17 protein-coding genes and 1 tRNA gene are annotated in these 26,973 nt (G+C 65.7%); 15 read left to right on the forward strand and 3 right to left on the reverse strand.

The window, feature by feature from the left end; all coding sequences use genetic code 11:
- The first annotated feature begins 104 nt into the window (after positions 1-104).
- Together HL671_RS05725 and HL671_RS05730 are read left to right on the forward strand one after the other, a co-directional pair.
- Positions 105-181 (forward strand) — tRNA-Arg (locus tag HL671_RS05725).
- A 189-nt stretch (positions 182-370) separates the two neighbouring features.
- Positions 371-1,081, forward strand: a complete 711-nt coding sequence (locus tag HL671_RS05730) for a flavin reductase family protein (RefSeq protein WP_172235850.1) — start codon at positions 371-373, stop codon at positions 1,079-1,081.
- Positions 1,082-1,144: 63 nt separating this feature from the next.
- Here the strand turns inward: HL671_RS05730 and HL671_RS05735 are convergent, their stop codons facing one another.
- Positions 1,145-4,678, reverse strand: a complete 3,534-nt coding sequence (locus tag HL671_RS05735; protein ID WP_172235851.1) for an autotransporter domain-containing protein — start codon at positions 4,676-4,678, stop codon at positions 1,145-1,147.
- 1,134 nt (positions 4,679-5,812) lie between these two features.
- Between HL671_RS05735 and HL671_RS05740 the strand changes: the two genes are divergently transcribed.
- The gene (locus HL671_RS05740) at positions 5,813-6,826 is read left to right on the forward strand and encodes a hypothetical protein (RefSeq protein ID WP_172235888.1); all 1,014 of its coding nucleotides are present in this window, start codon (positions 5,813-5,815) and stop codon (positions 6,824-6,826) included.
- Positions 6,827-7,085: 259 nt separating this feature from the next.
- Entirely contained in the window at positions 7,086-9,197 is a 2,112-nt protein-coding gene (locus HL671_RS05745; protein ID WP_172235852.1) for a tetratricopeptide repeat protein, read from the forward strand.
- Between the two features lie 213 nt (positions 9,198-9,410).
- Here HL671_RS05745 and HL671_RS05750 read toward each other — a convergent pair whose 3' ends face one another.
- Complete coding sequence (locus tag HL671_RS05750) at positions 9,411-10,448, reverse strand: LLM class flavin-dependent oxidoreductase (RefSeq protein WP_012047259.1); 1,038 nt, start codon at positions 10,446-10,448, stop codon at positions 9,411-9,413.
- Between the two features lie 421 nt (positions 10,449-10,869).
- Here HL671_RS05750 and HL671_RS05755 point away from each other — a divergent pair, with 421 nt between their 5' ends.
- Both HL671_RS05755 and HL671_RS05760 read left to right on the forward strand, forming a co-directional pair.
- The gene (locus HL671_RS05755) at positions 10,870-11,895 is read left to right on the forward strand and encodes an alpha/beta fold hydrolase (RefSeq protein WP_172235853.1); all 1,026 of its coding nucleotides are present in this window, start codon (positions 10,870-10,872) and stop codon (positions 11,893-11,895) included.
- 14 nt (positions 11,896-11,909) lie between these two features.
- Positions 11,910-12,854, forward strand: coding sequence for a fatty acid desaturase family protein (locus HL671_RS05760; RefSeq protein ID WP_172235854.1), 945 nt, complete (start codon positions 11,910-11,912; stop codon positions 12,852-12,854).
- A 182-nt stretch (positions 12,855-13,036) separates the two neighbouring features.
- On the opposite strand, the gene HL671_RS05765 is transcribed toward HL671_RS05760, so the two are convergent.
- Positions 13,037-15,097, reverse strand: coding sequence for an ATP-dependent helicase (locus tag HL671_RS05765; protein ID WP_172235855.1), 2,061 nt, complete (start codon positions 15,095-15,097; stop codon positions 13,037-13,039).
- A gap of 196 nt (positions 15,098-15,293) precedes the next feature.
- On the opposite strand from HL671_RS05765, the gene HL671_RS05770 reads away from it, so the two are divergent.
- The 9 genes from HL671_RS05770 (at position 15,294) to HL671_RS05810 (ending at position 26,938) form a co-directional block, all read left to right on the forward strand.
- Positions 15,294-17,609 (forward strand): Tex family protein, encoded by a 2,316-nt coding sequence (locus tag HL671_RS05770; RefSeq protein ID WP_172235856.1) that lies wholly within the window; start codon positions 15,294-15,296, stop codon positions 17,607-17,609.
- Between the two features lie 144 nt (positions 17,610-17,753).
- A complete protein-coding gene (locus tag HL671_RS05775) occupies positions 17,754-18,398 on the forward strand; it encodes a Rossmann-fold NAD(P)-binding domain-containing protein (RefSeq protein ID WP_012047254.1) in 645 nt (214 codons plus the stop codon).
- 281 nt (positions 18,399-18,679) lie between these two features.
- Positions 18,680-19,756 (forward strand): cytochrome-c peroxidase, encoded by a 1,077-nt coding sequence (locus tag HL671_RS05780; RefSeq protein ID WP_172235857.1) that lies wholly within the window; start codon positions 18,680-18,682, stop codon positions 19,754-19,756.
- Between the two features lie 14 nt (positions 19,757-19,770).
- Positions 19,771-20,094: a plastocyanin/azurin family copper-binding protein gene (locus tag HL671_RS05785; RefSeq protein WP_012047252.1), complete on the forward strand. Its 324-nt coding sequence runs from the start codon at positions 19,771-19,773 to the stop codon at positions 20,092-20,094.
- 18 nt (positions 20,095-20,112) lie between these two features.
- Complete coding sequence (locus HL671_RS05790; protein ID WP_172235858.1) at positions 20,113-21,771, forward strand: methyl-accepting chemotaxis protein; 1,659 nt, start codon at positions 20,113-20,115, stop codon at positions 21,769-21,771.
- A gap of 315 nt (positions 21,772-22,086) precedes the next feature.
- Positions 22,087-22,980: a TRAP transporter substrate-binding protein gene (locus tag HL671_RS05795; protein ID WP_012047250.1), complete on the forward strand. Its 894-nt coding sequence runs from the start codon at positions 22,087-22,089 to the stop codon at positions 22,978-22,980.
- Positions 22,981-23,015: 35 nt separating this feature from the next.
- Positions 23,016-25,031, forward strand: coding sequence for a methyl-accepting chemotaxis protein (locus tag HL671_RS05800; protein WP_172235889.1), 2,016 nt, complete (start codon positions 23,016-23,018; stop codon positions 25,029-25,031).
- Between the two features lie 87 nt (positions 25,032-25,118).
- The gene (locus HL671_RS05805; protein WP_172235859.1) at positions 25,119-25,814 is read left to right on the forward strand and encodes an alpha/beta hydrolase family protein; all 696 of its coding nucleotides are present in this window, start codon (positions 25,119-25,121) and stop codon (positions 25,812-25,814) included.
- Positions 25,815-25,936: 122 nt separating this feature from the next.
- A complete protein-coding gene (locus HL671_RS05810; RefSeq protein WP_172235860.1) occupies positions 25,937-26,938 on the forward strand; it encodes an ABC transporter substrate-binding protein in 1,002 nt (333 codons plus the stop codon).
- Positions 26,939-26,973 lie beyond the last annotated feature (35 nt).

Below are 26,973 nucleotides of genomic sequence, written 5' to 3' on the forward strand. Positions count from 1 at the left end.
GGCTGTGCCGGGTGGAGCAATCCCGGTTGGACTTAAAGGCTTCCGGTCGGTTTCCGGGTCTGCTATGCAGGCTGCCGAAGCAGGTGCACGTCGGTGCAGGCTCCGGTCCCGTAGCTCAGCTGGATAGAGCGGCGGTTTCCTAAACCGTAGGTCGCATGTTCGAGTCATGCCGGGATCGCCATCTGCCGCAGCGTCAGGCGCGCGCAGACCTCGTCCAGATCGAAGCGTCTTCTGCTCACGCCTCCCGCTCGGGAATCGGGTGGAGCATGGCGTCCCGATCGATGAACCTTCCAGGGTGAGGCGGCGGCTTAGGTCCCGTCCGCGCGGTGCGCGACGGCGCCGCGACATGCATCACCTGGAGAATCTTCCCATGCACGCGACCATCGAGCCCGGCATCCTTTATTTCGGGACGCCTGTGGTCCTCGTCAGTACCGTCAATGCGGACGGCAGTTTCAATCTTGCGCCGATGTCGTCGGCGTTCTGGCTCGGCTGGCGCTGCATGCTCGGCCTCGCGGCAGGATCGAAGACGCCGCAGAACATGCGGCGTACCGGCGAATGTGTCTTGAATCTGCCGTCCGTCGATCTCGTCGCCGCGGTCGATCGCCTCGCGCTGACCACGGGCTCGGACCCGGTGCCGGCGATGAAGCAGCGCAAGGGCTACCGCCATGAGCCGGACAAGTTCGCGGCGGCCGGTCTGACCGCGGTCAGGTCCGAAACCGTCGCCGCGCCGCGCGTCGCCGAATGTCCGGTGCAGCTCGAAGCGCGCGTCGAAGCCGTGCACGGCATTGCCGATGACGACGCGCTGCTCAAGGGGCACATCCAGTGTTTCGAGGTCCGCGTCCAGCGCGTTCATGTCGAGGCGGGCCTCCTGATGGATGGCGCGCGCGACCACATCGATCCGGACAAATGGCGGCCGCTGATCATGAGCTTCCAGCAGTTCTATGGCCTCGGCCCGCGTCTTCACGATTCGCGGCTGGGAACCATTCCGGAAGCGGCCTACCGCACGCCCGATATCGATCGCGCGCGCAAGGCGCCGACGGCGGACGCAAGCGGCGGCGAACTGACGACACGTGCAGTCTGATGCGGAGAGAAAAAGAGCCGCGTCCTTGTGGGCGCGGCTCCGGATGATGGAAGGGGCGTTAGCTCACCATTGATAGCGCAGCCGGCCGGTGCCGGCCCAGGTTGTGGCCGACGGCGCGAACTGGCCGTCGATCTGCCCGGACAGCGACAGATGCGAGGTCAGCGCGACCTCGGCGACACCGGACAGCAGCGCCGAATCCGCCGCGATCCGCGCGCCGGTGGTCACGAAACTCGCGCCCGGCAAGGTCTGGAATGTCGCCGTCACCGTCGCATCGTGATTGTAATCGTGCGACCAGGCCGCCCGACCGCGCAGCAGGAAGGTCTCGGAGATGCGGCGATCGGCCCAGACGCCAAGCTCGGTGCGCGGCAAGGTCGTGTCGCGAGCGGCGAAGCTGAGCGCCGAGCCGTTGGCGCTAAGCGAACTGGTCTCGGTATAGGACGGGCTCCAAACCTGCTGCAGCTGCAGCGCGGCGTAGGGCGTCAGGCTGCTCCAGCCGAGATCGAAGCGGTATCCGGCCTCGGCCCGCGCGGCGAGCGTCGGAGCCGTGTAGCTCGCCCGCAACGTCTCGGCGGCGCCGGTCGCAAGGTTGCGGGTCGTCGACATCCAATGCGCGCCGGCGGCGAGGCTGCCGGAGAGATAGGCCTGGCCGAAGCGCTTGGTCGCATAGGCCGCCGCCTGGATGAAATCCGAGCTGCCATAGCCGCCGCCTTGCGCGACGTTGAAGCTGGTCTGGCCGCCCGACAGCGCGAAGCCGACGGTCATGTCCGGCGCCAGCCGATAATCGGCGCCGGTTGCCAAGCCATAGATTCGCGACGAGACGTCCTGGCTGCCTGCCGCTGTGTCGCCGCCGATATGGCCGCCGCCGCCGAACGCCGACCCCCACACCGCCCAGCCCGGCTCCGCCGGCATCGCCTTGGCGAACATCTTCGCCGCCTTCGTGCTCGGGCCGCCGGTTGCGTCCGCATAGGCCATCATCGGCGAGCTGCCGGTCGATGCGAAGCCGCCGGCGCGGCCGCCGCTGCCGAAATCGAGCACCGTGGTCATGAAGCCGGTCATGCTCTGGCCGAGGCTCTGGGTCGCGGCCGGCGCGCTCTGGCTTGCGAGCTGATTGAAGACGGCCCCAACGCCTGCGGCATTCTGGAAGTAGATCGACTGCAGCGACACCGGCAGCGTGCCGCCTTTGCTGACCGCGTTGTTGAGCGCAGCATAGATCTGCTGCCCATTGCCATTCACGCCGGTCGCCGGCAGCGACGGCAGCGCCGCCTGGTTCAGCGTGAGATAGGCGTTCTGGCCGTCATAGCTCAGGCTCGGCGCCACGTTGGTGGGGCCGGTCATCGTGGTGCTCAAGCCCGCGAAGCGGCCGCTCACGCCGCGGCCGCTCGAGACGATCGCGAGTCTGCTGCCGGCCGCGTAGATGCCGCCGGCGAATGTCGCCGTGACCTGGCCCGCCAACGTCGCCGTGCCGGAGACGCTCGTGGTGCTGAAGCTGCCGGGCGTGAGCTGCAGCGCGTAGGTCGCGCCGCTGGTGAAGGCGAGGCTGCCGAGCACGTTGAGCTTGCCGGCTTGGCCGGTGAGGCCGGTGACCGCCTGGTAGCCCGGCGCCAAGGTGCCGGCGACGCTGACGTCGCCGACCGTGCCGAGGCCACTCAGTGTGCCGCCCGCATTGACGGTGACCGGGCTCGTGACCGTGGCGCCGGCCGCGACGACCAGCGTGCCGCCGTTGACGGTGGTGCCGCCGCTATAGCTGTTGGCGCCGGCGAGCACGAGCGTGCCGGAGCCGCTCTTGGTCAGAGATCCCGCCCCCGAGATATCGTTGCTCCAAATGTCGAAGGCGTTGTAGCCGCCCTGCGCCGCGTCCATGCTGACGGTGACGGCGCTGTCGAACGCGCCATAGCCATAGGCTGCCTTGTAGAGGTTGATGCGGCCCCAGCCGTCCCAGGTGTTGCCGTCCAGCAGAGCGTAGCCGGACGGCAGCGCCGTCGTGCGCAGGATTTCGGTGCGCTGTGCGTCGCTCAGATAGGGAAAGCGCGTCAGCAGCAGCACCTGCGCCTGCACCGGCACGGTCTCCGGCAGGGTCGTGCTGGCGCCGGCGAGCTGCATCCCATAGGTCATGCGATAGGTGTAGCTCGACGGATCAGCGTTGCTGAGATTCACGTCCTTCGAGGATGCCGCGATCGCCGCCGCGCCGCCCTGGCTCTGAAGGATGCAGGCCTGCACGCTGACCGTGCCGCAGGATTGCGACAGGTAGGACTGCGTCTGGGTATAGGCCTGGTACACAGCATAGGCGCTCGCATTGGCGGGATTGGTCCAATCCAGCCGGTTGCCGTTGGCATCATACAGCGAATTATAGATGTTGGTCGCGGCGACCGCGGTCGCGAACATGCGGCCGCCGATCACGTCGAGCGGCGAGTGCATGCCGGCGAGAATGCGGTTGTTGCCGAGATCGGCCGCGCGCGCCAGCAGGCTCTGATATTCCTGCGGCACCAGGAAGGCGAGCCCGAGCGCCTGCGTGTAGCCGGAATTGGTGTGGCCGCTGATGAAGCCGCCATCGGCATAGGGGTTGGTGCTGTTGATGATCTGCAGCAACGGCGTGGGCACGTTGACGTCGGTCGACAGCCGGTAGGGCCGCGCCGACGCGCCGATGCCGGGCACGTAGTCGCCGACATTGAACTGAGTCGGCTGCAGCACGCCGTTCACGATGGTGCCGACATTCGGCACGGTGAGATAGCCGAGGCTGGTGCCGTTCGCCACGTTCTGCGCGTCGATCATCGCCTGGGTCACGGTGAATCCGCGCACCCAATTGGTCACGTTGCCATAGACCGCAGGCACCGTGAGATTGCCGTAATAGGAAGGGACGACGATGTTGGCGGTGTCGGCGGTGGAGAGCCCGGTCTTGGTGGTGGCGTTGTAGTTGCCGAACGCCGCCGCGAGCGGACTCACCGTGGTCTGGTTGACCGATGCACCCAAGGCGGACGGGGTGGTGACCGGCGCGGTCGAGCCCATGTAGCGCTCGAAAGTGCGCTTGGAAGGCTCGGTCGACGAGTTGGCGCGCACGACATTGTTGACGAAGTTGACGGCGGAGGCGAGCGGCGTTGCTGTGCCGTTGCCGAAGCTGGTGGCGCCCCAGCTCGCGCTGTTCAGATAGTTGATGTTGGACTGGAAGTTCTGCAGCGTGTACGGCGCGTAGGTGGTCGGCGTCAGGCTGGTCGGGGTGGTGCTGGCGGATGCGCCGGTGCCAGTCATGAAATAGCCGGTGAGAACGCCGAGGCCGTTCAGCACGCTGTATTGCTGGCTGGTGCGGTCGTCATGGATCGCCTCCAGGGTCTGCGCCGCCGTGCGCGCATTGGTCATGCGGATCACGGTCGCGAGGTTCTGCTCCATGACGCCTGTGCCGTTGGTCAGCTTCGGATCGTTCAGCATCAGGTTGGTATAGGCATCGACCACGTTGACCATGGTCGAGCCGACCGTCGCGGTGCTGGAATTGGTGAAGTTCACCGGGGGCGTGGTCGGGATGTCGCCGGCCTTTGCGGCGATGGGCAGCAGCGCCGAGCCCAGCGCGGCATATTTCCAGACCTTCAGATACGCAGACGACGACATTGCAACGGTCTCCAGACACACGAGATCGATGCCGGGCGCGGGCGCCCGGCGAGGACCAGCCGCAAATCCTGCGACGTTTTGCCCCGCCGCCGTCACTATTTACCGTTTGTTTCAGATTCTTAACGGATTGTTAGCGACGTCCATTCCTTGGTCTCTGTCGTCGGAAAGGCACACAATCCAAGGTGAATCGCGGTGGCCTCGAAGCCGCGCAGCGCGATTATTGCAACGAAATTGGTGTAACGCGGGTCGTTTCGCTGATTTGGTGTGTCGGTTGCGCGCGGCCGGATGGGAAGCGCTTTCGGCCGACACCGAACTCAGCGGCCAGGACGGGTCGTCCCAGAGGATCGCTTCGACGTCTGGTCGGGCGTCGCCACACCGCCTGCTTGCTCCTGCATCGGAATGCGCGCCGGAGAGGCGTCGTCGGGCAATAGGTGCGCCTACTGCCTCAGAGACACACGGCGCGTTCGCACCAGGTATCGGGCCCTGAACCACGAATGGTGTGTTCGAGTCTTGGCCGGATCACCACCCGACGTCCAACGTGCTCGATCGTGCCTGTCTGATTTGCGCGTTCCGAGTTGAGTACATTGCTCAAGCGGACTGCGTCATTTCGCTTTCGTATACGCCGGGGAGATGTTGCCTAAATCCTGGCTGCACAGTTTGGCAGTGCATCCGGTCCTGATTGGCTGATATGCATCATTCTTAGCGGCTTCGTCCGCGTTGTTCGCCAGCGACAGCGGGCGGTTGCTACAGACACTGCGCCGGCCGCAACCGGGCGATACGTCGCTTATCTTAAAGCGAGTAGTATAATAAAAGCATCCTTGAATGGATTCGTCTTGATCCTTCGGGAACCCAGGTATTACGATACTGCCGCAGTGCAGCGAACCCAGCTCTAAGACGTGATCATCGACGGTGCGTTCGCGACCTGCCGGCTGCCGGGAGCCGTTCAACAGAGTGGTTGGGGAACGGATCGCGATGCGAATGTCAGACTTGATTGATTGCCGTGGATCGGTTTTGCCGAGCCCAGACGGGGCCGGTGAGTTCTCAAAAGCCCATGACGGGCGGGGGCTGGCGCAAAGACGTCAGGCAAGGGCCTTGTTCGCTCCGCTCTGTCGAGCGGCCTGTTCCGCGAGCCCGATGTTTGCCACGCTCATCGAAGCGGCCCTGCTTTCCACGATGAATGCACGGCCGGCCGACGCCCATGTGAAATGGTTCTGTGCTTTCGACGTTGCGGCACAGCCGAGGACGCTCGAAAACGTGCTGTGTCTGGACTTTGAGCTGCTTCTCAGCCTGGCCGCCTTTTCCGTGCTGATGGCCTGCTTGGCCGAACCGACTGCGCTGGGGCATGCGGCCACCCGTGCATTCGACCACGTCACCATGCCGCTGCGGCTGCGGACCGAAGAAATGATCCGTGCGATCTGCGGCTTCTTCTTCATCTCCATTGGCATTTTGGGCGGTTTCCTGTTGACGCCCGAACTGAAGACGACGGCGCCGCAGGTCGCCGTGCTGCAATTCGCTATTGCTGCCGGAATGTTGTGGCGGCAGACGCTCCCGCTCTCGGCCGCGGGAATCGTCGTGCTGTTCGGGATTGCGGTCAGCAATTATGGCGTCTTCCACCTGATGGATTATCCGATCTTCCTCGGCCTCGCCGCCTATCTCGCGCTGGTCGGCCTGCAGAAGAACTCATTGTTCGGAGTCAGTCCGATCGACGTGCTGCGATATGCGACCGCGCTGACTTTGATGTGGGCCTCCGTGGAAAAATGGGCCTACCCGCAATGGAGCTTCCCGATTCTCATCGAGCACTCCATCATCACGCTCGGTTTTGACAGCGAGTTCTACATGCGCGCGGCCGGAATGGTGGAGTTCACCCTTGCCTTTGCGCTGCTTTGGACGCCGCTGATCCGGCGCTGCTCAGCCGCCATCCTGGTCGTGGCGTTCATCGCCGCGTGTTTCGAGTTCGGAAAGATCGATGCGGTCGGACATTCGGCCATCATCGCTGCCTTGTTTGCCATCGCCTGCGACGACAAGGCCTATGCACGTGATCGGCGTGTGCCATGGCTTGCACCTATTGCGCTATGCGCATCGCTGGCCGCGACGCTGCTCGTCTATTATCTCGATCATGCGGTGTCGTTCGACACGGCGCTCCTCTGAAGAGCTTCATATGGGAAGGTGGAAGCCGGTTATCCGAAAAGGTCACGTCTGAGCAATGAGCTAAGATCATGATGGGTGCATCATGATCCAGGCGTCGCGTGACCTCCGAGAGCGGGCCGTTGTCCGCCACCGCGGGTTTCTTCCGGGAGTCGGACGCCGCCGGACGCACGCTCCCGGGCGCCGCTGCATCGCGCTTCCGCGCCTGAAATGGCCCGGCCGCACGTTCAACTCTCATCAGAATGCGGGAGGCGGGGTCGTCATGGGGGGAGCGGTTGTCAACCGGTTGCTGATCGAGGCGGCTGATCACTACAATGCAGGGCGGTCGGAGCCCGCGCAGGCGCTCTGTCGCGACATTCTCGATCGTCAGTCGGATCATCTGCCGGCGTTGCATCTCTCGGCGATCCTTGCTTTCGCCGACGGCCGCATGTCCGAGGGCGCGGCGCTGCTGGGCCGTTTGTTTGCGCACGATCCCGGCCACGCGCCGGCCTATGTGACGCTCGGCGATGCGCTCGCGGTCAAGGGTGAGCGCCACGGCGCGGCCGATGCGTTTGCGCGCGCCGCCGCGCTGCGGCCGCGGGATGCCAGCATCCACAGCAAGCTCGGCACCGCGCTGCTCGCGCTGTCGCGCTTCGCTGAGGCCGAGGCCGCCTATCGCCGCGCGCTGGCGCTCGATCCCGCGCTGTCGCATGCGCGCTGGAATCTTGCGCTCGCTTTGACCCGTCAGGGACGGCTCGCCGAGGCCGAAGCCGCCTATCGTGCGCTGCTCGACCACGATCCGGCCCATCCCGATGGCTGGCGGGCGCTCGCGCATGTGCTGGCCGACCAGGGCCGCTACGATGCGGCCGTACCTGCCTATCGGCAGGCGCTGGCCGCGCAGCCGGCTGATGCCGGCCTTCATGTCAGTCTCGGCGACGTGCTCTACAAGCAGCGGGCCTTCGCCGATGCCGCGCGTCATTATCGCTTGGCCGCCGAGCTCGCCCCCGACGACGCCAACGCCGCGCGGCTGCTTGGCCATGCGCTGCACGAGGCTGGACGCGCGACCGAGGCGATCGATGCCTATCGCCGCGCGGTCGCGCTCGACCCGACCGATGTCGTCGTGCTTTCCAATCTCGCCGCCTGCCTGTACGGCGCCGGCCAGCTCGAGGCCGCCGCCGCGGCTTGCGAGCACGCGCTGGCGCTGCAGCCCGACCACGCTCCGGCGCACACCAATCTCGGGATCATCCATGAGAAGCGCGGCGAGATCGACGCGGCCGTGTCGGCGCATCGTCGCGCCATTGCCGCCGACCCGGCCTATGCCAGGGGCCATGCTAATCTCGCGGTGGCGCTGCGCAATGCCGGCGACATCGACGCCGCGCTGGCCGCCTCGCATCGCGCCGTCGCGCTGGCGCCCGACAATGCGCTCGCCCGCTACAACCACGCGCATTTCCTGCTGATGTGCGGCGACCTGCCGAACGGCTTTGCCGAGCATCGCTGGGGCCGCGACTGTCCGGACCTCGCCGCGGGCATGCCGCGCTTCGATGTGCCGGAATGGCAGGGCGAGCCGCTTGAGGGACGGACGCTGCTGCTGTTTGCCGAATACGGCATTGGCGATGCGCTGCAGTTCGTCCGCTACATCGATCGCGTCAAGCGAATGGGCGGTTCGGTCGTGTTGCAGGTGCAGCCGGCGATTGCGCCGCTGCTGCGCTGCCTCGAGGGCGTCACCGTGCTGGCGCGCGGCGAGACGCTGCCGCCATGCGATCTGCAGCTGCCGCTGATGGACCTGCCGCGCATCTTCGGCACCACGCTGGAGACGATCCCGGCCGATGTGCCCTATCTGACCGCCGATCCGATCAAGATGGCGGCGTGGCGCAACGTGCTCGGCCGCGCGCCGCAGTTGAAGGTCGGCGTGGTCTGGGCCGGCAATCCCCGGCACAAGGGCGACCGCCAGCGTTCGCTCGCTGCGCGCGACGTGCTGCCGCGGCTGCTGATGCCCGGCGTACAGCTCTACTCTCTGCAGAAGGAGCCGCGGCCCGACGATGCGCCCACGCTGCTCGATCTCGGCAGCGACATCATCGACCTCGCGCCACTGCTGAAGGATTTCGCCGAGACGGCTGCGGCCGTCTCGGCGCTCGACCTCGTCATTTCCGTCGATACGTCGGTCGCGCATCTCGCTGGTGCGCTGGGCCGCCCGGTGTGGATGCTGCTGCCCTATGCGCTTGACTGGCGCTGGCTGCGCGACCGCGCCGACACCCCCTGGTATCCAACCATGCGGCTGTTCCGGCAGGAGCGGCCGATGGCCTGGGACGGCGTGCTGGCGCGGACGGCGGCCGAGCTGGCGCGGGTGGCCGCGGGGGAGCGCGGGTTGTTGCTGCCTGAATCGATGCCGAGTTGATGAGATCGAAGACCTTGCTGGGACGGCGCCCTCGCGAAGCCGCTCTGCTTGCAGTCCAGTCCCCTGCGTTCGATCCGGCGGACGTGGTCACGCTGTGCCGTGGTCTTCTCACCTCTGCACGGGCTGCGTGATCGGCTTTCCCTTCTCGATAACGAACACGTTGAATGTTCGTGCTGGCTTGCTGTCGACAGCAACGCGGGGCCGCGGCCGGCCCTACCCCGCCGCCACCAACTCCCGCACCCGCGGCACCACCTCCCGGCCATACAGCTCGATGCTGCGCATCAGCTTGGCATGCGGCAGCGGGCCGGCGGAGTATTTCAGCTGGAAGCGCGACAGGCCGAGGGCCTTGATCGTCGCAGCGATCTTCTGCGCCACCGTCTCTGGCGACCCCACATACAGCGAGCCGTGATCGGCCTCCTGGACGAATTCGTCACGGCCCATCGGCGGCCAGCCGCGCTCGCGGCCGATGCGGTCGCGCATGGTCTTGTAGTCAGGCCACAGCTCCGCGCGCGCCTGTTCGTCGGTGTCGGCGACATAGCCCGGCGAATGCACGCCGATCGGCTTCAAGTCGCGGCCGAACTGCTTGATCGCGCGGTGATACAGCTCGACATAGGGCGCAAACCGCTTCGGGTCGCCGCCGATGATCGCGAGCATCAGCGGCAGCTCGTAATGCGCGGCGCGCACGACGGACTCCGGGCTGCCGCCGACGCCGATCCAGGCCTTCAGCCGGCCATGCTCGACCGGCGGATAGACCAGCTGTTCGCGCAGCGGCGGCCGCAGATTGCCCTGCCAGGTGAGCGGCTGCTGCGGCAGCAGGCTGACGAACAAATCGAGCTTCTCCTCGAACAGCGCTTCGTAGTCCTTCAGGTCGAAGCCGAACAGCGGAAAGGATTCGGTGAAGGAGCCGCGGCCGAGGATGACCTCGGCGCGGCCGTTCGACACCGCGTCGAGCGTGGCGAAGCGTTGAAACACGCGGATCGGATCGTCGGAGCTGAGCACCGTCACCGCCGAGCCGAGCTTGATCTTCGTGGTGCGCGCCGCGATCGCCGCCAGCGCCACCTCAGGCGCCGAGATCGCGAAGTCGCCGCGGTGGTGCTCGCCGAGCCCGATGAAATCGAGCCCGAGCTCGTCGGCCAGCACCGCCTCCTCGACCACGTCACGGATCACCTGGGCATGCGTGGCCAGCGCGCCATCAGCGCCGCGCGTGACGTCGCCAAAGGTGTCCAGGCCGAATTCAAGTGCTGTGGTCATGTCTCGTTCCATCCCGTCGTGCCGTCATACGGCGTCCCGCTGTCAGCTGGAAGGGGTGGAACCGGATTGCAAGCCGGCTGCGGCGAAACACAGGGTTTCGCCGTTGCGGCGACAGCTTGTCTCGCACAGCCCGCGTGATCGCGCACGCATTCCTCCGTCATGGCCGGGCTTGTCCCGGCCATCCACGTCGCCCGGCGATGCCGATGGACGTGGATGCCCGGGACACATTGTCGAGGGTGTTCCATCCTGCAACACCCGGGCGCAACCGGCCGCGGGAACGCGAGCGCATGGCGACGCGAAGCGATTCGTCCCGGCCACGGCCGCCGTGCCGACCATGCGGTCATGCCATGCCAAAAAATGGGCGTGTGAACCGGCTGCGCATCACCTAGGCTTGCTGCAGCTTCTCCATGGAACGGCGCGCATGACATCAGTTGCGGACTATCAAATCTTCGAAGCCGGCGACGTCGTGCTGCAATCGGGCGCGACGGTTCCGTCGCTGCGGCTTGCCTACAAGACCTATGGCACGCTGAACGCGGCCAAGGATAACGTCATCCTCTATCCGACGTCGTTCAGCGCCCAGCATGTCGACACCGAGTGGCTGGTCGGACCCGCTGACATTCTCGACTCCGACAGATACTTCATCATCATCCCGAACCTGTTCGGCAACGGCCTGTCCTCATCGCCTTCCAACACGCCGCCTGCAGACGCGCCGTTCCCTGCGATCAGCTATCACGATGCCGTCGCGATCCAGCGCCGGCTGGTGGAGGAGCAGTTCGGCATCACCAGGATCGCGCTGGTCTATGGCTGGTCGATGGGCGGCATGCAGGCCTATCATTGGGCCGCCTGTCATCCGGACATGGTCGAGCGCGCCGCGGTCGTGTGCGGCAGCGCGCGCTGCTCGCCTTACAATCATGTGTTCCTCGATGCGGTGAAGGCGGCGCTGATCGCCGATCCCGCCTGCAAGAATGGCCGGTTCGTCGCCAAGCCCGTGGCTGGCCTGCGCGCGATGGGCCGCATCTATGCGGGCTGGGCGATGTCCTATGAGTTCTATCGCGACGAGGTCTGGCGCGAGCAGGGCTTCGCCGCGCAGGAGGACTATCTCGCTGCGACCTGGGACACCGCCTTCGCGCATCGCGACGCCAACAACCTGCTGGCGCAGATCGCGATCTGGCAGAACGGCGATATCAGCCATTGCTCCGCCTTCGGCGGCGATCTCGATCGGGCGCTGTCGGCGATCACCGCGCATATGCTGCTGATGCCGGGGCAGACCGATCGCTATTTCGACTGGCGCGACAATGAGCGCGAGCTGCCGAAGCTGGTCAACGCTAGCTCCGCCGTGCTGCGGCCGATCCCCTCGATCCACGGCCATCGCGCCGGCAATCCGATCCGCATCCCCGCCGATCGCGACTTCATCAAGGCCAATATCTCGACCCTTCTGCAGAGCTGACAGCTGAGTCCGACATGACCGATGTGCCCACCGACGCGTTCGCGCCCCGCCTGAAGCTCTTGACCCCGCCGGTGCTGCAGGAGCTCTGCAGGCGCTCCGACCTGCAAGGTGCGCTGCGCACGCTCGGTCATTACGGCGCAATCATCGTGGTCGGCATCCTGATCGCGTGGATCGCATCGACCCATGGCGTGCTGTGGGCGCTGCCCTTGTTGCCGGTGCAGGGCGTGCTGGTCGCGTTCCTGTTCATGGCCGTGCATGAAACGGCGCATAAGACGGCGTTCGACAGCCGCAGGCTGAATGTCGTGATCGGCAACCTGTCCGGCTTCTTGATCGGACTACCCTACGACTATTACTGCCTGTTCCACTGGGAGCATCATCGCCACACCCAGGATCCCCAGCGCGATCCCGAGCTGATCGTCGGCCCCAAGCCGCGCTCGGAGACGCAACTCGCGATCGCCTATTCCGGCCTGGTTCAGGTCGCCGGCCGGCTCAGGCTGGTGCTGAAGCATGCCGTGACCGGCGAGGTGACGGTGCCCTGGGTGCCCGCCGGCCGTCGGGCCGCCATCGTGCGCGAGGCGCGCGCTTACGTCGCCGGCTACGCGCTGCTGCTGATCGGCTCGCTCGTGTTGCACAGCACGCTACTGCTGTGGGTCTGGGTGCTGCCGCTGCTGCTGGGACAACTGATCCTGCGGCCCTATCTCTACGCCGAGCACACCGGCTGTGATCACACCAGGAGCGCCTTCCACAATACCCGCACCACCTTGACCACGCGCGCCGTGCACTGGCTGACCTGGAACATGCCCTATCATGTCGAGCACCACGCCTATCCGGCCGTGCCGTTCCACGCCCTGCCGAGGCTGCATGCGATCGTCGACGACGAGATCAAATATCGCGGGCAGGGCTACATCGCTGTGACGCGGCAGACCTGGGCGTGGTTTCGCGCGCAATGGGAGGATTGAAGTCCCATACAAGATGAGTTCGGGTCCGATCGCCGCGCAGACGTTGAGGGGGGTGCTCCGCAGAGACGGTGATGCCGTGGAGAGACCCTCCTCACCCGAGCGAGTATGACGCTGATATCGGCGATGCCCTCTCCCGCAAGGGGAGAGGCCGCCATTATCAGCACCGTTGGTGCGGCGTCTGCTCACCGCCAGCGCTCGCGCATGCGCGCGCCGAGGTCGATGCGCGGGCCTTGGCTGGCATATGTCGCGCCCGGCTGCACGCGCGGCCAACTGGTGCGGTCGAACAGCGTCACCAGGGCCTCCGGAATGAACCGCGTGCGTGAGGCGTAGACATGACGATCGCCGCGCACCGGCTGGCCGTGAACGAAGAAGCGCTGCGGCACCAGCAGATGCAGGTCGTCCTTGGCGCGGGTCATCGCGACGTACAGCAGCCGGCGCTCCTCCTCCAATTCGGCGCTGGAGCCGGCGCCGAGATCGGACGGCATGCAGCCGTCGACGACGTTGAGGACGTGCACCGAATTCCACTCCATGCCCTTCGCGGAATGGATGGTGGACAGGATCAGATAGTCCTCGTCGAGCAGCGGCACGCCGGCCTGGTCAGAGGTCGCGTCGGGCGGGTCGAGCGTCAGCTCGGTGAGGAAGCGCTCGCGCGAGGGATAGCCGCTCGCGATCTGCTCCAACTGCAGCAGGTCGGCGCTGCGCATCTCGGCGTCCTCATGAACGCGCTCGAGATGCGGCTGATACCAGTGCCTGACGCGCTCGATATCGGCCGGCCAGTCCGAGATCCGCAACTGCTCCAGGATGCGTATGAACGCCGTCCAATCCTCGCCGGCGCGCGCCGGCGCCGGCTGCGCGCACAGCGCACCGATCGGATCGACGCTGTCGCCGGCGGCGTCGAGCAGCCGCTGTGCCGAGGCGGGGCCGATGCCGGGGATCAGATGCAGCACCCGGAAACCGGCGATGCGGTCGCGCGGGTTCTCGATGAAGCGCAGGCAGGCCAGCATATCCTTGATATGCGCCGCATCGAGGAACTTCAGCCCGCCGAACTTCACGAACGGGATGTTGCGGCGGGTCAGCTCGACCTCCAGCGGCCCGCTATGCGACGACGTCCGGAACAGCACCGCCTGCTGCTTCAGCACGATGCCTTCTTCGCGCTTGGCCAGCACTTGTTCCACGATGTAGCGCGCCTGGTCGGCCTCGTCGCGCACGCTCACCAGTTGCGGCTTGCGCGACGCGGTGCGGTCGGTCCACAAATTCTTGGTGAAGCGCTCGCGCGCCAGTCCGATCACTGCATTGGCGGCGGAGAGGATCGGCTGGGTCGAGCGATAGTTGCGGTCGAGCGTGACAATGTCGGCGCGCGGGCTGAACTGATCGGGAAATTCCAGGATGTTGCGCACGGTGGCGGCGCGGAACGCGTAGATCGACTGCGCGTCGTCGCCGACGACCGTGAGCCCCACCCCGTCAGGCTTCAAGCCGAGCAGAATCTGCGACTGCAGTCGGTTGGTGTCCTGGTACTCGTCGACCAGCACGTGGTCGAAGCGCTCGCCGATCTCGCGCGCGATGGTTTCGTCGGCCATCATCTGCGCCCAGTAGAGCAGCAGATCGTCATAGTCGAGCACGGCGTTCGCCTGCTTGGCTTCGACATAGGCCGCGAACAGCCCCTTCAGCTCGGCCGCCCATTCCGTGCACCACGGAAAATGCCGCACCAGCGCCTCGTCCAGCGTCATGTCGGCATTGACGCAGCGCGAGTAGATCGCGAGGCAGGTGCCTTTGGTCGGGAAGCGCCGCTGCGTATTGGACAGGCCGCGCTCATGCCGCACCAAATTCATCAGGTCGGCGGAATCTTCGCGATCATGGATGGTGAAGACCGCATCGATGCCGATGCGCTCGGCGTAGTCGCGCAGCATCCGCGCGCCGAGCCCGTGAAACGTGCCGGCCCAGGTCAGTCCCGCGGTGATCGCCTCGGCCTGGCCGCCGAGCACCTTGCGGGCGATGCGCTCGACGCGGCGGCTCATCTCGGCGGCGGCGCGGCGCGAGAATGTCATCAGCAGGATGCGGCGCGGATCGGCGCCGTTGACGAGCAGATGCGCGACACGATGCGCCAGCGTGTTGGTCTTGCCCGAGCCCGCGCCGGCGATGATCAGCAGCGGCGGACCCGGTGCGGCGCAAGTGCCGCCATGCTCGACGGCACGGCGCTGCTCCGGATTGAGTTCGTCGAGATATGTCGCCGCAACCGCCTGCACGAATCGCCCCTCGATCTGCGAGAATCCGCGATTTGCCGCGCCGACGCAACGACATGGCGCCGTCGCTGCAGCGTTTTACATGATTCGCAACCGGTCTTTTTTGCCACGGTTGCCCACAGAGCGTCAGCCCGCCGCTTGCGCCGGCGCGCGCGGACTCCTATCCAATCAGCCCCGTCACGAATCTCGGAAGAACACCGTGTCGAATTTTGCCTCCATCATCGCTGCTGAGCTCTCCGTCAGGGATGCCCAGGTCCAGGCCGCGATCGACCTGCTCGACGGCGGCGCGACCGTTCCGTTCATCGCGCGCTACCGCAAGGAAGCGACGGGCATGCTGGACGACACGCAGCTGCGCACGCTCGAGGAGCGGCTGCGTTATCTGCGTGAGATGGATGCGCGGCGCACCGCGATCATCGAGAGCATCAAATCCCAGGGCAAGATGACGCCCGAGATCGAGCTCGCGCTGGCGACCGCCGACACCAAGGCGCGCCTCGAAGATATCTATCTGCCGTTCAAGGAGAAGCGCCGCACCAAGGCGCAGATCGCCAAGGAGGCCGGGCTCGAGCCGCTCGCCGACATGCTGATCGGCGATCCGATGAAGAATCCGGAAGACGAGGCGAAGGCGTTCATCAAGAAGGACGGCGACAATCCGGTCAAGGACGTCAAGGCGGCGCTCGATGGCGCCCGCGCGATCCTGGTCGAGCGCTTCGCCGAGCATGCCGACCTCGTCGGCTCGCTGCGTGAGGAGATGTGGACCCGCGGCGCCGTCAAATCGACGGTGCGCCACGGCAAGAAGACCGAGGGCGCCAAGTTCGCCGACTATTTCGATTTCTCCGAGCCGTTCACCAAACTGCCGTCGCACCGCATCCTGGCGATGCTGCGCGGCGAGAAGGAAGATGTGCTGCAGCTCGACTTCGGTGATGGTGAGCCGGAGGATTCGAAGGATCCGTCGCTGTATGAGAACCGCATCGCGGTGACCTTCGGCATCTCGCGGCAGGGCCGCCCCGCCGATCAGTTCCTGTCCGATTCCGTGCGCTGGGCCTGGCGCACGCGCATCAAGACCTCGCTGGCGCTCGATATCCGCATGCGCCTGTGGCAGGAGGCGGAGAAGGAGGCGGTGCGCGTGTTCGCCGCGAACCTGCGCGATCTCCTGCTCGCCGCGCCCGCCGGCGGCCGCGCCACGCTCGGGCTCGATCCCGGCTTCCGCACCGGCGTCAAGGTCGCGGTGATCGATCGCACCGGCAAGTTCGTCGATCACGCCACGATCTATCCGCATGAGCCGCAGCGGCAATGGAACGAGAGCATGCTGACCTTGGCGCAGCTCTGCATCAAGCATCGCATCGAGCTGGTTGCGATCGGCAACGGCACCGCCTCGCGCGAGACCGAGAAACTGGTCAACGACCTGATGAAGCTGAAGCCGGATCTCAAGCTGACCAAGGCGATCGTGTCGGAAGCGGGTGCGTCGGTCTACTCCGCCTCAGAATTCGCGGCCAAGGAATTCCCGAACCTCGACGTCTCGATCCGCGGCGCGGTCTCGATCGCGCGCCGCCTGCAGGATCCGCTCGGTGAGCTCGTCAAGGTGCCGCCGGCCTCGATCGGCGTTGGCCAATATCAGCACGACCTCAACCAGTATGAGCTGGCGCGGGCGCTCGATGCCACCGTCGAGGATTGCGTGAACGCGGTCGGCGTCGATCTGAATACGGCCTCGGCGCCGCTGCTCGCGCGCGTGTCAGGCATCGGCGAGAGCCTGGCGCAGAACATCGTCGCGCATCGCGATGCCAACGGGCCGTTCCCGACTCGTGACAAGCTCAAGGACGTGCCGCGGCTCGGACCGAAGGCGTTCGAGCAGTGCGCCGGCTTCCTCCGCATCCGCGACGGCGACAATCCGCTCGATGCCTCCGGCGTGCATCCGGAATCCTATCCGGTCGTGAAGAAGATTCTCGAGACCACCAAGAGCGACATCAAGGTGCTGATCGGCGACAGCAAGACCCTGAAGACGCTCAATCCGGCGAAGTTCGCCGACGAGCGCTTCGGTGTGCCGACGGTCACCGACATCATCAAGGAACTGGAGAAGCCCGGCCGCGACCCGCGTCCCGAGTTCAAGACTGCGACCTTCCAGGAGGGCGTCGAGAAGATCACCGATCTCAAGCCCGGCATGATCCTGGAAGCGACGGTCACCAACGTGGCGGCGTTCGGCGCCTTCGCCGATATCGGGGTGCATCAGGACGGCCTCATCCACATCTCGGCGATGTCCGAGAAGCGCATCAACGATCCGCGCGAGGTGGTGAAGCCGGGGCAGGTCGTGAAGGTCAAGGTGCTCGACGTCGACGTCCCGCGCAACCGCATCTCGCTGACCTTGCGGCTGTCCGATCCGCTGCCGCCGAAGGGTGAGAAGCGTACCAGCGCGCGGCCGCCGGCGGAGGCGCGCATGACCACGCGCGAGGAGAAGCCGGCGGGCGGCGGCGCATTCGCCGCGGCGATGGCCAAGGCGGTGGAGCGGCGCAAGGGCGCATAGGCGCCGCGCTTGCTCTTGCCAAGCCAATACGGGCCGCGGAATTGACCTTCCTTCCGCGGCCTTGCCCAAAAAGAACGGGCCGCTGCCTTCCCTGTCGTCGTCGCGATGCCTACCTTCATCGCCAGGTCGACAGGGAGATCGGACATGGCAAACCGCACCGTGATCATTGCCGGCGCGACCGGCCTCGTCGGCCGGGAGATTCTCCGTGGCTTGCTGGCCGATCCCGCCATTGACCATGTGCATGTCCTCGGCCGCCGCGCGCCTCCGGTCGTGTCTCCCAAGCTGACGGCCCATGTCGTCGATTTCGCCGCGTTGCCGTCGCTGCCGTCCGCTGACGAGCTCTATCTGGCGCTTGGCACCACGATCAAAACCGCCGGCAGCCAGGCGGCCTTCCGCGCCATCGACCACGACGCGAATCTTGCTATCGCCAAGGCTGCGCTCGCAAGCGGCACCAGGCGTGTCGGCCTCGTCAGCGCCATGGGCGCCGATGCGACGTCGCGCATCTTCTACAGCCGCGTAAAGGGTGAGCTCGAGAACGACCTGACCGCGCTGCCCTTCGCGGGGCTCGTCATCGCACGGCCATCGCTGCTCGTCGGCGCGCGCGCCGAGCTCGGCCAGCCGAGCCGGCCCGGCGAGGATTGGGGCGCAAGGCTGTCGAGGCTGCTCGGCGTCCTGATCCCGCCGAACTACAAGCCCATCAAGGCGGCAGACGTCGCAGCTGCGCTGCTGGCCGCGGTGCCGTCGGCCACGGGCACGATGGTGCTTCTGTCTGGCGCGATGCGTCGCTGATCTCGCACGCCGCCCCTTACGCAACCGTGCGCTCTGATTATCGAAGATGCAAGCACGATGGGAGTCATGTCTTTTGTGCCCGTGTCGCCAAGCCGGCGCTTCCGTCCAACTACTGAGTTCGGGGCCTGAAGCGTGACTGATGAGTGCCAGGTTCCGTAGTTTACCGGAGCGTCAGCGTTCCGGCGGATCAGCTTTTCTTAATCCGAAGCGGGTCTAATTCGTGCAGTCCAACCGAATGATGCCAGCGCTCGCAGTCGGCGAAGAATTCCCAGGAAAGATCGATGATGCCGCGTAGCCTCACCGCACGTTCGCTTTCGCTCGGTACTGCTCTCGCCCTCATTGTCGGATTCTCCAGCGCAAGCCTCGGTGCCGCCCTTGTCGGCGAGACCAAGCAGGTCACGCTGCAGCAGAAGGGTCCGTCGGGCACCGATGCACTGAAGGCGCTGTATCGTCGTCCCGCGACGATCCCGTTTCCGAAGGACAACGCTTACACGCCGGAAAAGGCCGCGCTCGGCAAGAAGCTCTATTTCGACACCCGCCTATCGGTCTCGATGGCGCAGTCCTGCGCGAGCTGCCACAGCCCGAGCTTCGGCTGGGGTGATGGTCTCGCGGTCGGCGTCGGCAACGGGATGAACAAGCTCGGCCGTCATTCGCCGACCATCGTGAATGCGGCCTGGGGCGAGATCTTCATGTGGGATGGCCGGCTCGCGACTCTCGAAGATCAGGCGCTGGGACCGATCCAGGCTGCCGGCGAGATGAACATGCCGCTGGATCATCTGATGCAGCGGCTCAGCGGCATCCCCGATTACAAGCCGTTGTTCGAGGCTGCATTCCCGCGCGAAGGGATGACACCGAAGACGCTGGCCAAGGCGATTGCCACCTATGAACGCACGGTCGTGTCCGAACGTGCGCCGTTCGACGCCTGGATCGATGGCGATGAGAAGGCGATTTCGGAAGAAGCCAAGCGCGGCTTCGCGCTGTTCAACGGCAAGGCGCAATGCATGACCTGCCACGAAGGCTGGAACTTCACCAATGACGGCTTCCAGGACATCGGTCTGCCGAGCAAGGATGTCGGGCGCGGCGAGTTTGCTCCCGGCGTCATCAAGATGCAGCACGCCTTCAAGACGCCCGGCCTGCGCGAGATCACGCGCCGTGCGCCCTTCATGCATGATGGCTCGCTGGCGACGCTCGAACAGGTGATCGACCACTACGACAGCGGCGGCGTCGACCGGCCGAGCCGCTCGGACCTGATGCGCCCGCTCGGCCTTACGGCGCAGGAGAAGTCCGACCTCGTTGCCTTCCTGAAAACCCTCACCAGCAATCTCACCCCGACGGCCGCCCCGGTGCTGCCGCGCTAATGACGGGAAACACCATGTATCGAGCACGAACCGTTCTCGCCCTCGCGGTCGTCGCGGGCCTCTCCACCGGCGCGCTGGCCGCCACCCAGGTCATTCACCAGCAGGGGCGCGCCTTCTCGGAGGAAAGTGTGACCGTGACGAAAGGCGGTGCCATCACTTTCCTGAACGACGACACGATTCCCCACAACATCATGTCGACCAGCAAGGGCAACGAGTTCAATCTCGGCTCCCAGCCTCCCGGCGCGTCCACCGACGTCACCTTCAAGGAGACCGGTGACGTTGCTGTCATCTGCGCGATCCATCCGCGCATGAAGATGACCGTCAAGGTCGTCGACTAGTTTCTGGAGCGTTGGCAAATGTCGATCCGGTTGAGGATCCTCGCGGTCCTGAGCATCATGCTCACATTGGCCTGCGGCCTCGCGCTCTACGGCCTGCGTGGCATCACCTCGGCCGGCGATCTCGTCGTCCGTCTTTATGACGGGCCACTGATGGCGATCAATCACGCCCGCTCGGTCCATGCCGAGCTCAATGCGGCCTTGCTGATCCTCAACCGGGCGGAGACCGTCGGAACCTCGAAATCGTCGGCCGACAGATTCGAGAAGCTCGTGAAGGCGATGTCGGAGGATCTCGACATCGTGCGCGAGCGGGTGAAGTCGAGCAGCGTCGATTCGGCCCGCGAGCAGGCGACCAAGAAGTTGCGTGACTGGTCGGATGCTGCACTCAAGCTGCTCAAGCCTGCCCCCGAGGGCGTCACAGAAATCCCGACCACTTTTCTGCTCAGCAAGCTCGGCAACGAAGCCCTGGCGACAGTCGACGACCTTGTCGAACTGGTCGCTGCCTATGGCTACGAATATCGCAACGAAGCCGAGTCCCATGTCGCCAGCTCCCGCACGATGATGATGACCGCGACTGGCATGACGCTGGTGCTCGGGCTTGTTCTCGCGCTCGGCTTTGCCTACTCGCTGAGCCGTCCGATCATTTCGCTGGAGAAGGCGATGATCCGGCTTGCCGATGGTGACTTCGACGTCGTTCTCCCCGGAGTCAGGCGCAAGGACGAGATCGGCCATGTCGCGCGCGCGGTCGAACGTTTCAAGCTGCTGGCGGCCGAGCGCGCGCAGCGCGAGGTCGAGGCCAAGCTTGTGCAGGATCAGGCCATCGCAGAGCAGCGCAAGGCGGACATGCACCGGCTCGCCGATACGTTCGAAGCGGCGATCGGCGAGATCGTCAGGACGGTGTCGGCGACGTCCGACGATGTCGAGTCCTCGGCGACCGCGCTGACCGGAACCGCCGACCGCGGACGCCAACTGGCGGAAGTCGTGGCGGGGGCTTCGGAAGAAGCGTCCACGAATGTGCAATCGGTCGCGTCAGCAACCGAAGAGCTGTCCTCGTCCGTCAATGAGATCAGCCGACAGGTGCAGGAATCGGCTCGCATGGCTGGAGAAGCTGTCGAGCAGGCCCGCAATACGACTGATCGCGTGGGCGAGCTGTCCAAAGCAGCCAACCGGATCGGCGACGTTGTCGAGCTCATCAACGCGATCGCTGGCCAGACCAACCTGCTGGCGCTCAATGCGACCATCGAGGCCGCGCGAGCGGGCGAGGCCGGTCGCGGCTTTGCAGTGGTGGCGTCCGAGGTGAAGGCGCTGGCAGAGCAGACGGCGAAGGCCACAGGTGAGATCGGCACGCAGATCGCGGGCATCCAGGCGGCTACACAGGAATCGGTGAGCGCGATCAGCCAGATCAGCTCGACGATCGAGCGCCTGTCCGAGGTGTCGTCGGCCATCGCTTCCGCGGTAGAGGAGCAGGGCGCGGCGACCCAGGAGATCTCCCGCAACATCCAGCACGCCGCACACGGTACGCAGGAGGTCTCGACCAACATCACCGATGTGAAGCGCGGAGCGAGCGATACGGGGGATGCTTCTGCGACGCTGTTGTCGGCGGCGAGGTCGCTCGCCAATGACAGCAAGCGGCTGCGCACCGAAGTCGACCGATTCCTGGCCACCGTGCGGGCCGCGTAGTCCGCGGGTCCGATGTGATGTACGGACGCCGGGTCGGCATTCGTCCGGCGCGGCGAGCTCGTTGTGGCGTGCGGCGAGCGCAACAGCCCGGCTGCAGCCGCGCTGGCATGCCTGCTCCGGACTGGAGCACTCAAGTACCATTCGATCTCGTGATCGTGAGGCTTAATATCTCATCTACCAATCGGAACTATGATTCCAATCATTGGGGTGCGCTGGCGAAGCAAATTGGGTGCGGGCTTGTTCAGATTAGTATCAGTTGTCGTGCTCGCGGCTCTGGCGTCATATCTCCCGCAACAATCGATGGCGGCACCACGCATGCTTTCGGTGGCGTATAATGCGCAGCCGCAAAGCCCGCAGCAGATGGCTGCGGACGAGGTCCGCGCCAAGCTTATTGGAGCGGCCGGCAAGTCTTTCGTCGTCGATGAGCGCGGCGGCGGCGCGCTCGGCAGCGAGACGGCGATCCTGGCGGCAACGCGCAGCGGCGCGGTCGACGTCTCCGTGCTCTCCGGGCCAGTCCTTGGCCCGGTGGTGCCGGAAATGGGCATGTTCGACATTCCATTCCTGTTCCGCGATGCAGCTCATGCCAAGGCCGTTGCCGAAGGGCCGGTCGGTGCCGGGGTGGCCGCCAAGTTCGCCGACAAGGGTCTGGTGCTGCTCGCGGTCGGGCTGCATGGCTTTCGCAACATCACCAACTCAAAGCGGCCGATCATCACGCCGGACGACGTGAAGGGCCTGAAAATCCGCGTGCTGCCGAATGCCGTCTATCAGATGACGTTCAAGGCGCTCGGCGCCGACGTCGTGCCGATGGATTTCCCCCTGGTCTATGCCGCGCTCAAGGACGGCCGGCTTGACGGCCAGGAGAATCCGATCGCGACCATCGCGTCGAGTCGCTTCGACGAGGTCCAGAAGCATCTCACGCTCACCGGTCATTTCTTCTCGCCGGTCGCCATCGTCGCCAACCGAGCGATGTTCGAGCAGCTCGACCCGTCCGAGCGTAGCGCGCTCATCGCAGCTGCCAAAGGCGCGGCTGAGGTGACGTGGACGTCGAAGATCAATACGGAGAAACTCGACCTGTTGCGCCAAAAAGGCATGCAGGTGGTCGAGACATTCGATCGCAGGGCCTTTGTCGAAGCGATGAAGCCGCTCGAGCCGGAGTTCGAGAAGCGCTTCGGCAAGGAAGCGCTTGCCGCGATCCGATCCACGCCTTGAAACAGCCAGGTCCTGCCATGAAGATGTATTCGCTGATGTCCTGGCTCGGTATACGCCCGCGCATCTTCGGCGGCTTTGCCCTGATTCTCAGCTTCCTGGTGGTGCTCGGCGGCTTTGCCAAGATCCAGGTCGAGCATATCGGCAGCACGGTAGACGAGCTCGTGGCGAGCGGCGCGGCTGACGCCGGAATGTCCCAGGTCCGCGCGGCTGTGCTCAATGCCAACGGTTTGGTGGAGAAGTTCATCCGCACCTGGAATGTCGCCGACAAGGACGCGGCCACCAAGGCGATCGACACGGTCGGTCAACTGACCGAGCAGGTCGAGCGGGATTCCGGAAGGCTCCAAACCATCGCCCAGGGCGTCGGCGCGATACGGAGTGCGATCGCGACCTATCGGGCGTCGTTCGCGGCCGCCGCGGAGGCCGTCGACCGGCTGCGCGCTGCGACGAACAAGACCGACGCGCTCGGCGCTGTCGCGGGGATCAATGCGGGCGGCATCCAGGTCGCCCTCGCCAATCGCTCCGGATCGCCGATGCTGCTCAATCCGATGCGGCTGGCGGCCGTGGTGGACAGCGTCCGTGTGACATTGATGCGTCACAACGCCAGCTTTTCGGGCGGCGATGCGGATGATGCCCGCCTTGCTTTTCGCTACGCCAATCTCGCGATCGCGGATACTGAGGCCGAAATCGCCGGACTCGTGGAGCCCAAATTGGCCTCGCTGGTTGCAGCGCTGAAGGAAGCGCTGACGGCAGACGCGGCTGCGCTCGAGGATGTCGTGAAGGTGGCCGCCGAACTGCGCGGCAAGCAGGCCGAGCTCGCCAGCGCCAGCGCCACGATCGATGCGCAGGTCAGCCGCATCAACCAGCAGCTCGCGACGACGCGTGCGGAGCAGGGCGCCCGGACCAGGGTCACCGTTGACGATACCAAGCAGACCGTGATTGCGACGGCCGGCGGCGCGCTCGCACTGGGGGCTTTGCTGGCCTGGCTGATCGGCAGCAGTGTCTCGAGCCCGATCCGCAACATGACCGAACGCATGCAGTCGCTGGCCGCGGGCGAGCTGGAGCAGCCGATTCCGGGCGGCGAGCAGCGCAACGAGATCGGCCGGATGGCGCGTGCCGTGGAGGTGTTCCGGGACAATGCACTCGCGGTCCGGCGGATGGAGCAGGAGGCCGCGGCCCAGCGCGAGGCATCGGAGGCCGAGCGCACCCGGATGATGGCTGATCTGGCCGGGCGCTTCGAACATGGCATGCAGGGCGTCATCACCGGCGTTGGCGGCCGTGCGACCGAGATGGGCCAGAGCGCGAGCGAACTGGCGCGTGTGGCCGAACGCGGCCGTGGCTTGGCGGAAGCCGTGGCCAGCCGCGCCGAGCAGGCTTCAGTGAACGTGCAGACAGTGGCTTCGGCCACCCAGGAACTCGCAGCGTCGATCCGCGAAATATCCGGGCAGGTGCAGCGTTCGGTGACGGTCTCCACCCGCGCCACGCACGAGACGCAGCGAACCTCCGAATTGATCAATGGCCTGTCGAGCGCCGCTGAGCGGATCGGAACCATCGTGCAGCTGATTCAGGCGATCGCGAGCCAGACCAACCTGCTGGCGCTCAACGCGACCATCGAGGCGGCCCGTGCCGGCGAGGCGGGCAGGGGATTTGCGATCGTTGCCAGCGAGGTGAAAAATCTGGCGTCGCAGACGGCGCAGGCCACCGAGCAGATCTCGAGTCAGATCGCCACCATTCAGAGCGCTACCGAAGAGACGGTCGGGGCGATTGCCCAGTTCGGCACCACGGTGCGCGAGATCGCCGAGATCTCCAATGCAATCGCTGCGGCGGTCGAGCAGCAGGGCGCCGCCACCAGTGAGATCGCGCGCAATGTCGAACAGGCGGCCAGCGGCACCGCGGCCGTGACGCAGGAGATCGGCGACGTTCGCAACGTGGCTGGACAGACCGATGCGGGCGCCGAAGCGGCGCTGGCGACCGCTGCCGCGCTCCAGCAACAGGCGGAGTCGCTCAAGAGCAATGTGGCGGATTTCCTGCGGACGATCCGCACCGCTGCCTGAGCGGCGCGCGACGGCGGTGGCGATGATCGCCGCTCGGTCGGATGAAGGGAGTTGACCCTCCGCGGGCCGCAGCCGCAAGCTGACGGGATGACCGGTTCGCCATTGCGTTCTCTCACCATCGCTGTCGACGGGTTCGGCGCGATATCGGCCTTGCTGCTGGCTCCGTCGCAGATGCGGGCCTGCTTCGTGTTCGCTCATGGCGCCGGGGCCGGCATGACGCACGGCTTCATGACGGGCGTGGCCGAGAGCCTCGCCGCACACGGCGTCGCAACGCTGCGTTTCCAGTTTCCCTACATGGAGAAGGGTAGCAAGCGTCCCGACCCGCCCGCGCTGGCGCAGGCGGCGGTGCGCGCCGCTGTCGCCGAAGCCGCGCGCCTCTATCCGGATCTGCCGCTGATCGCGGGTGGCAAATCCTTCGGCGGTCGGATGACATCGCAGGCGCAATCTGTGCGTCCGCTGCCGCGGGTTGCAGGCCTCGCCTTCTTCGGCTTTCCGCTGCATCCGGCCGGCAAACCGTCGGTGAGCCGCGCCGAGCATCTCGATGCGATCGCGGTGCCGATGCTGTTTTTGCAGGGCACGCGTGACAAACTGGCGGACATCGCACTGCTGGAGCCCGTCGTAAGGCGGCTGGGGCCGCTTGCGACGCTGCATGCGATCGACCAGGCCGATCACGGCTTTCATGTTCCCGCACGCTCCGGCCGCAACGATCAGGCGGTCATCACGGAGTTGACCGCGGCGTTCGCAGCATGGCTGGATGGCGTGATATTGGCACGCGAAAGCTGAAGCGGCGAGGATTGCTCGAAGCGCAGTCGCAAAATTTGCCGCGACAACAAGCGGGAAATATTGCAACAAGTCCCGCGCCACCGGCGGTCGGGCCCGCCTGTGACAGGATCTTGGAGAGCTGGATGTTCGGATACGCCAAAGTCGTGCTGGGAACCTTCCTCGCCCTGGCTTCAATCGCCGCTGCGCGAGCGGACGAGACCAAGCTTCGCATCGGCGTACTCAGGCTGTCGTCCTCGGCCCCGGTGTTCATCGCGCTCGACAAGGGCTATTTCCGCGACGCCGGGCTGGACGTCGAGCTGAAGTTCTTCGATGCGGCCCAACCGATTGCGGTCGCGACGGCCACCGGTGATGTCGACGTTGGCGTCACCGCGTTCACGGCCGGCCTCTACAATCTTGCGGGCAAGGGAGCCTTGAAGATCATTGGGGGAATGAGCCGCGATCGTCCCGGCTTCCCGCTGATCGGCTACTTCGCCAGCAACAAGGCTTATGAGTCGGGCCTGAAGACGCCAAAGGACATCGCCGGCAAGCGCGTGGCGATGACCCAGGTGGGATCGAGCTTTCACTACTCGGTGGGGCTGCTCGCCGAGAAATACGGCTTCAAGCTCGCCGACGTGAAGATCGTGCCGCTGCAATCGATGTCGAACATGGCAGCCGCGATCAAGGGGGAGACCGTCGACGCGGCGCTGATGCCGGTCTCCGCAGCGCGCAAGCTGATGGACGAGGGCGCCATCAAGCATCTCGGCTGGGTCGGCGACGAGACCCCCTGGCAGGTGAGTGGCGTCTTTGCCGGTCCGAAGACCCTGGCGAATGCGGCGTCGGTCAGCAAGCTGCTCGCCTCGCTGCAGCGCGCCGAGCGCGAATATCATGACGTGGTGCTGGCGTCGGTGAAGGATGGCACCGCCGCGATCGACGACAGGACGAAGCCGCTGCTGGACATTATCGGCAAGTACACCAATTTGCCGGTCGATCAGGTGGTCGGCAATTGCGCCTATATCGATCCCGACGGCAAGCTCGACGTGAAGAACATCGACAGCCAGATCAAATGGCTGCAGGCGCAGGGCTTTGCGGACCCGGGCTACGATGCCGCAGCGATCATCGCCAAGGACTATGTGAAGCCGGATTGACCGGAGCGAGGCTCCCGGAGCTGCAGCGGAAGCAA

The organism is Bradyrhizobium denitrificans, from assembly GCF_013179005.1.
GTDB classification, from domain to species: domain Bacteria; phylum Pseudomonadota; class Alphaproteobacteria; order Rhizobiales; family Xanthobacteraceae; genus Bradyrhizobium; species Bradyrhizobium denitrificans.

Coding starts and splice junctions, on each gene's coding strand:
- HL671_RS05730 (WP_172235850.1), top strand. CDS start 371: ATGCACGCGACCATCGAGCCCGGCATCCTTTATTTCGGGACGCCTGTG.
- HL671_RS05735 (WP_172235851.1), bottom strand. CDS start 4,678: ATGTCGTCGTCTGCGTATCTGAAGGTCTGGAAATATGCCGCGCTGGGC.
- HL671_RS05740 (WP_172235888.1), top strand. CDS start 5,813: ATGTTTGCCACGCTCATCGAAGCGGCCCTGCTTTCCACGATGAATGCA.
- HL671_RS05745 (WP_172235852.1), top strand. CDS start 7,086: ATGGGGGGAGCGGTTGTCAACCGGTTGCTGATCGAGGCGGCTGATCAC.
- HL671_RS05750 (WP_012047259.1), bottom strand. CDS start 10,448: ATGACCACAGCACTTGAATTCGGCCTGGACACCTTTGGCGACGTCACG.
- HL671_RS05755 (WP_172235853.1), top strand. CDS start 10,870: ATGACATCAGTTGCGGACTATCAAATCTTCGAAGCCGGCGACGTCGTG.
- HL671_RS05760 (WP_172235854.1), top strand. CDS start 11,910: ATGACCGATGTGCCCACCGACGCGTTCGCGCCCCGCCTGAAGCTCTTG.
- HL671_RS05775 (WP_012047254.1), top strand. CDS start 17,754: ATGGCAAACCGCACCGTGATCATTGCCGGCGCGACCGGCCTCGTCGGC.
- HL671_RS05780 (WP_172235857.1), top strand. CDS start 18,680: ATGATGCCGCGTAGCCTCACCGCACGTTCGCTTTCGCTCGGTACTGCT.
- HL671_RS05785 (WP_012047252.1), top strand. CDS start 19,771: ATGTATCGAGCACGAACCGTTCTCGCCCTCGCGGTCGTCGCGGGCCTC.
- HL671_RS05790 (WP_172235858.1), top strand. CDS start 20,113: ATGTCGATCCGGTTGAGGATCCTCGCGGTCCTGAGCATCATGCTCACA.
- HL671_RS05795 (WP_012047250.1), top strand. CDS start 22,087: ATGCTTTCGGTGGCGTATAATGCGCAGCCGCAAAGCCCGCAGCAGATG.
- HL671_RS05800 (WP_172235889.1), top strand. CDS start 23,016: ATGTCCTGGCTCGGTATACGCCCGCGCATCTTCGGCGGCTTTGCCCTG.
- HL671_RS05805 (WP_172235859.1), top strand. CDS start 25,119: ATGACCGGTTCGCCATTGCGTTCTCTCACCATCGCTGTCGACGGGTTC.
- HL671_RS05810 (WP_172235860.1), top strand. CDS start 25,937: ATGTTCGGATACGCCAAAGTCGTGCTGGGAACCTTCCTCGCCCTGGCT.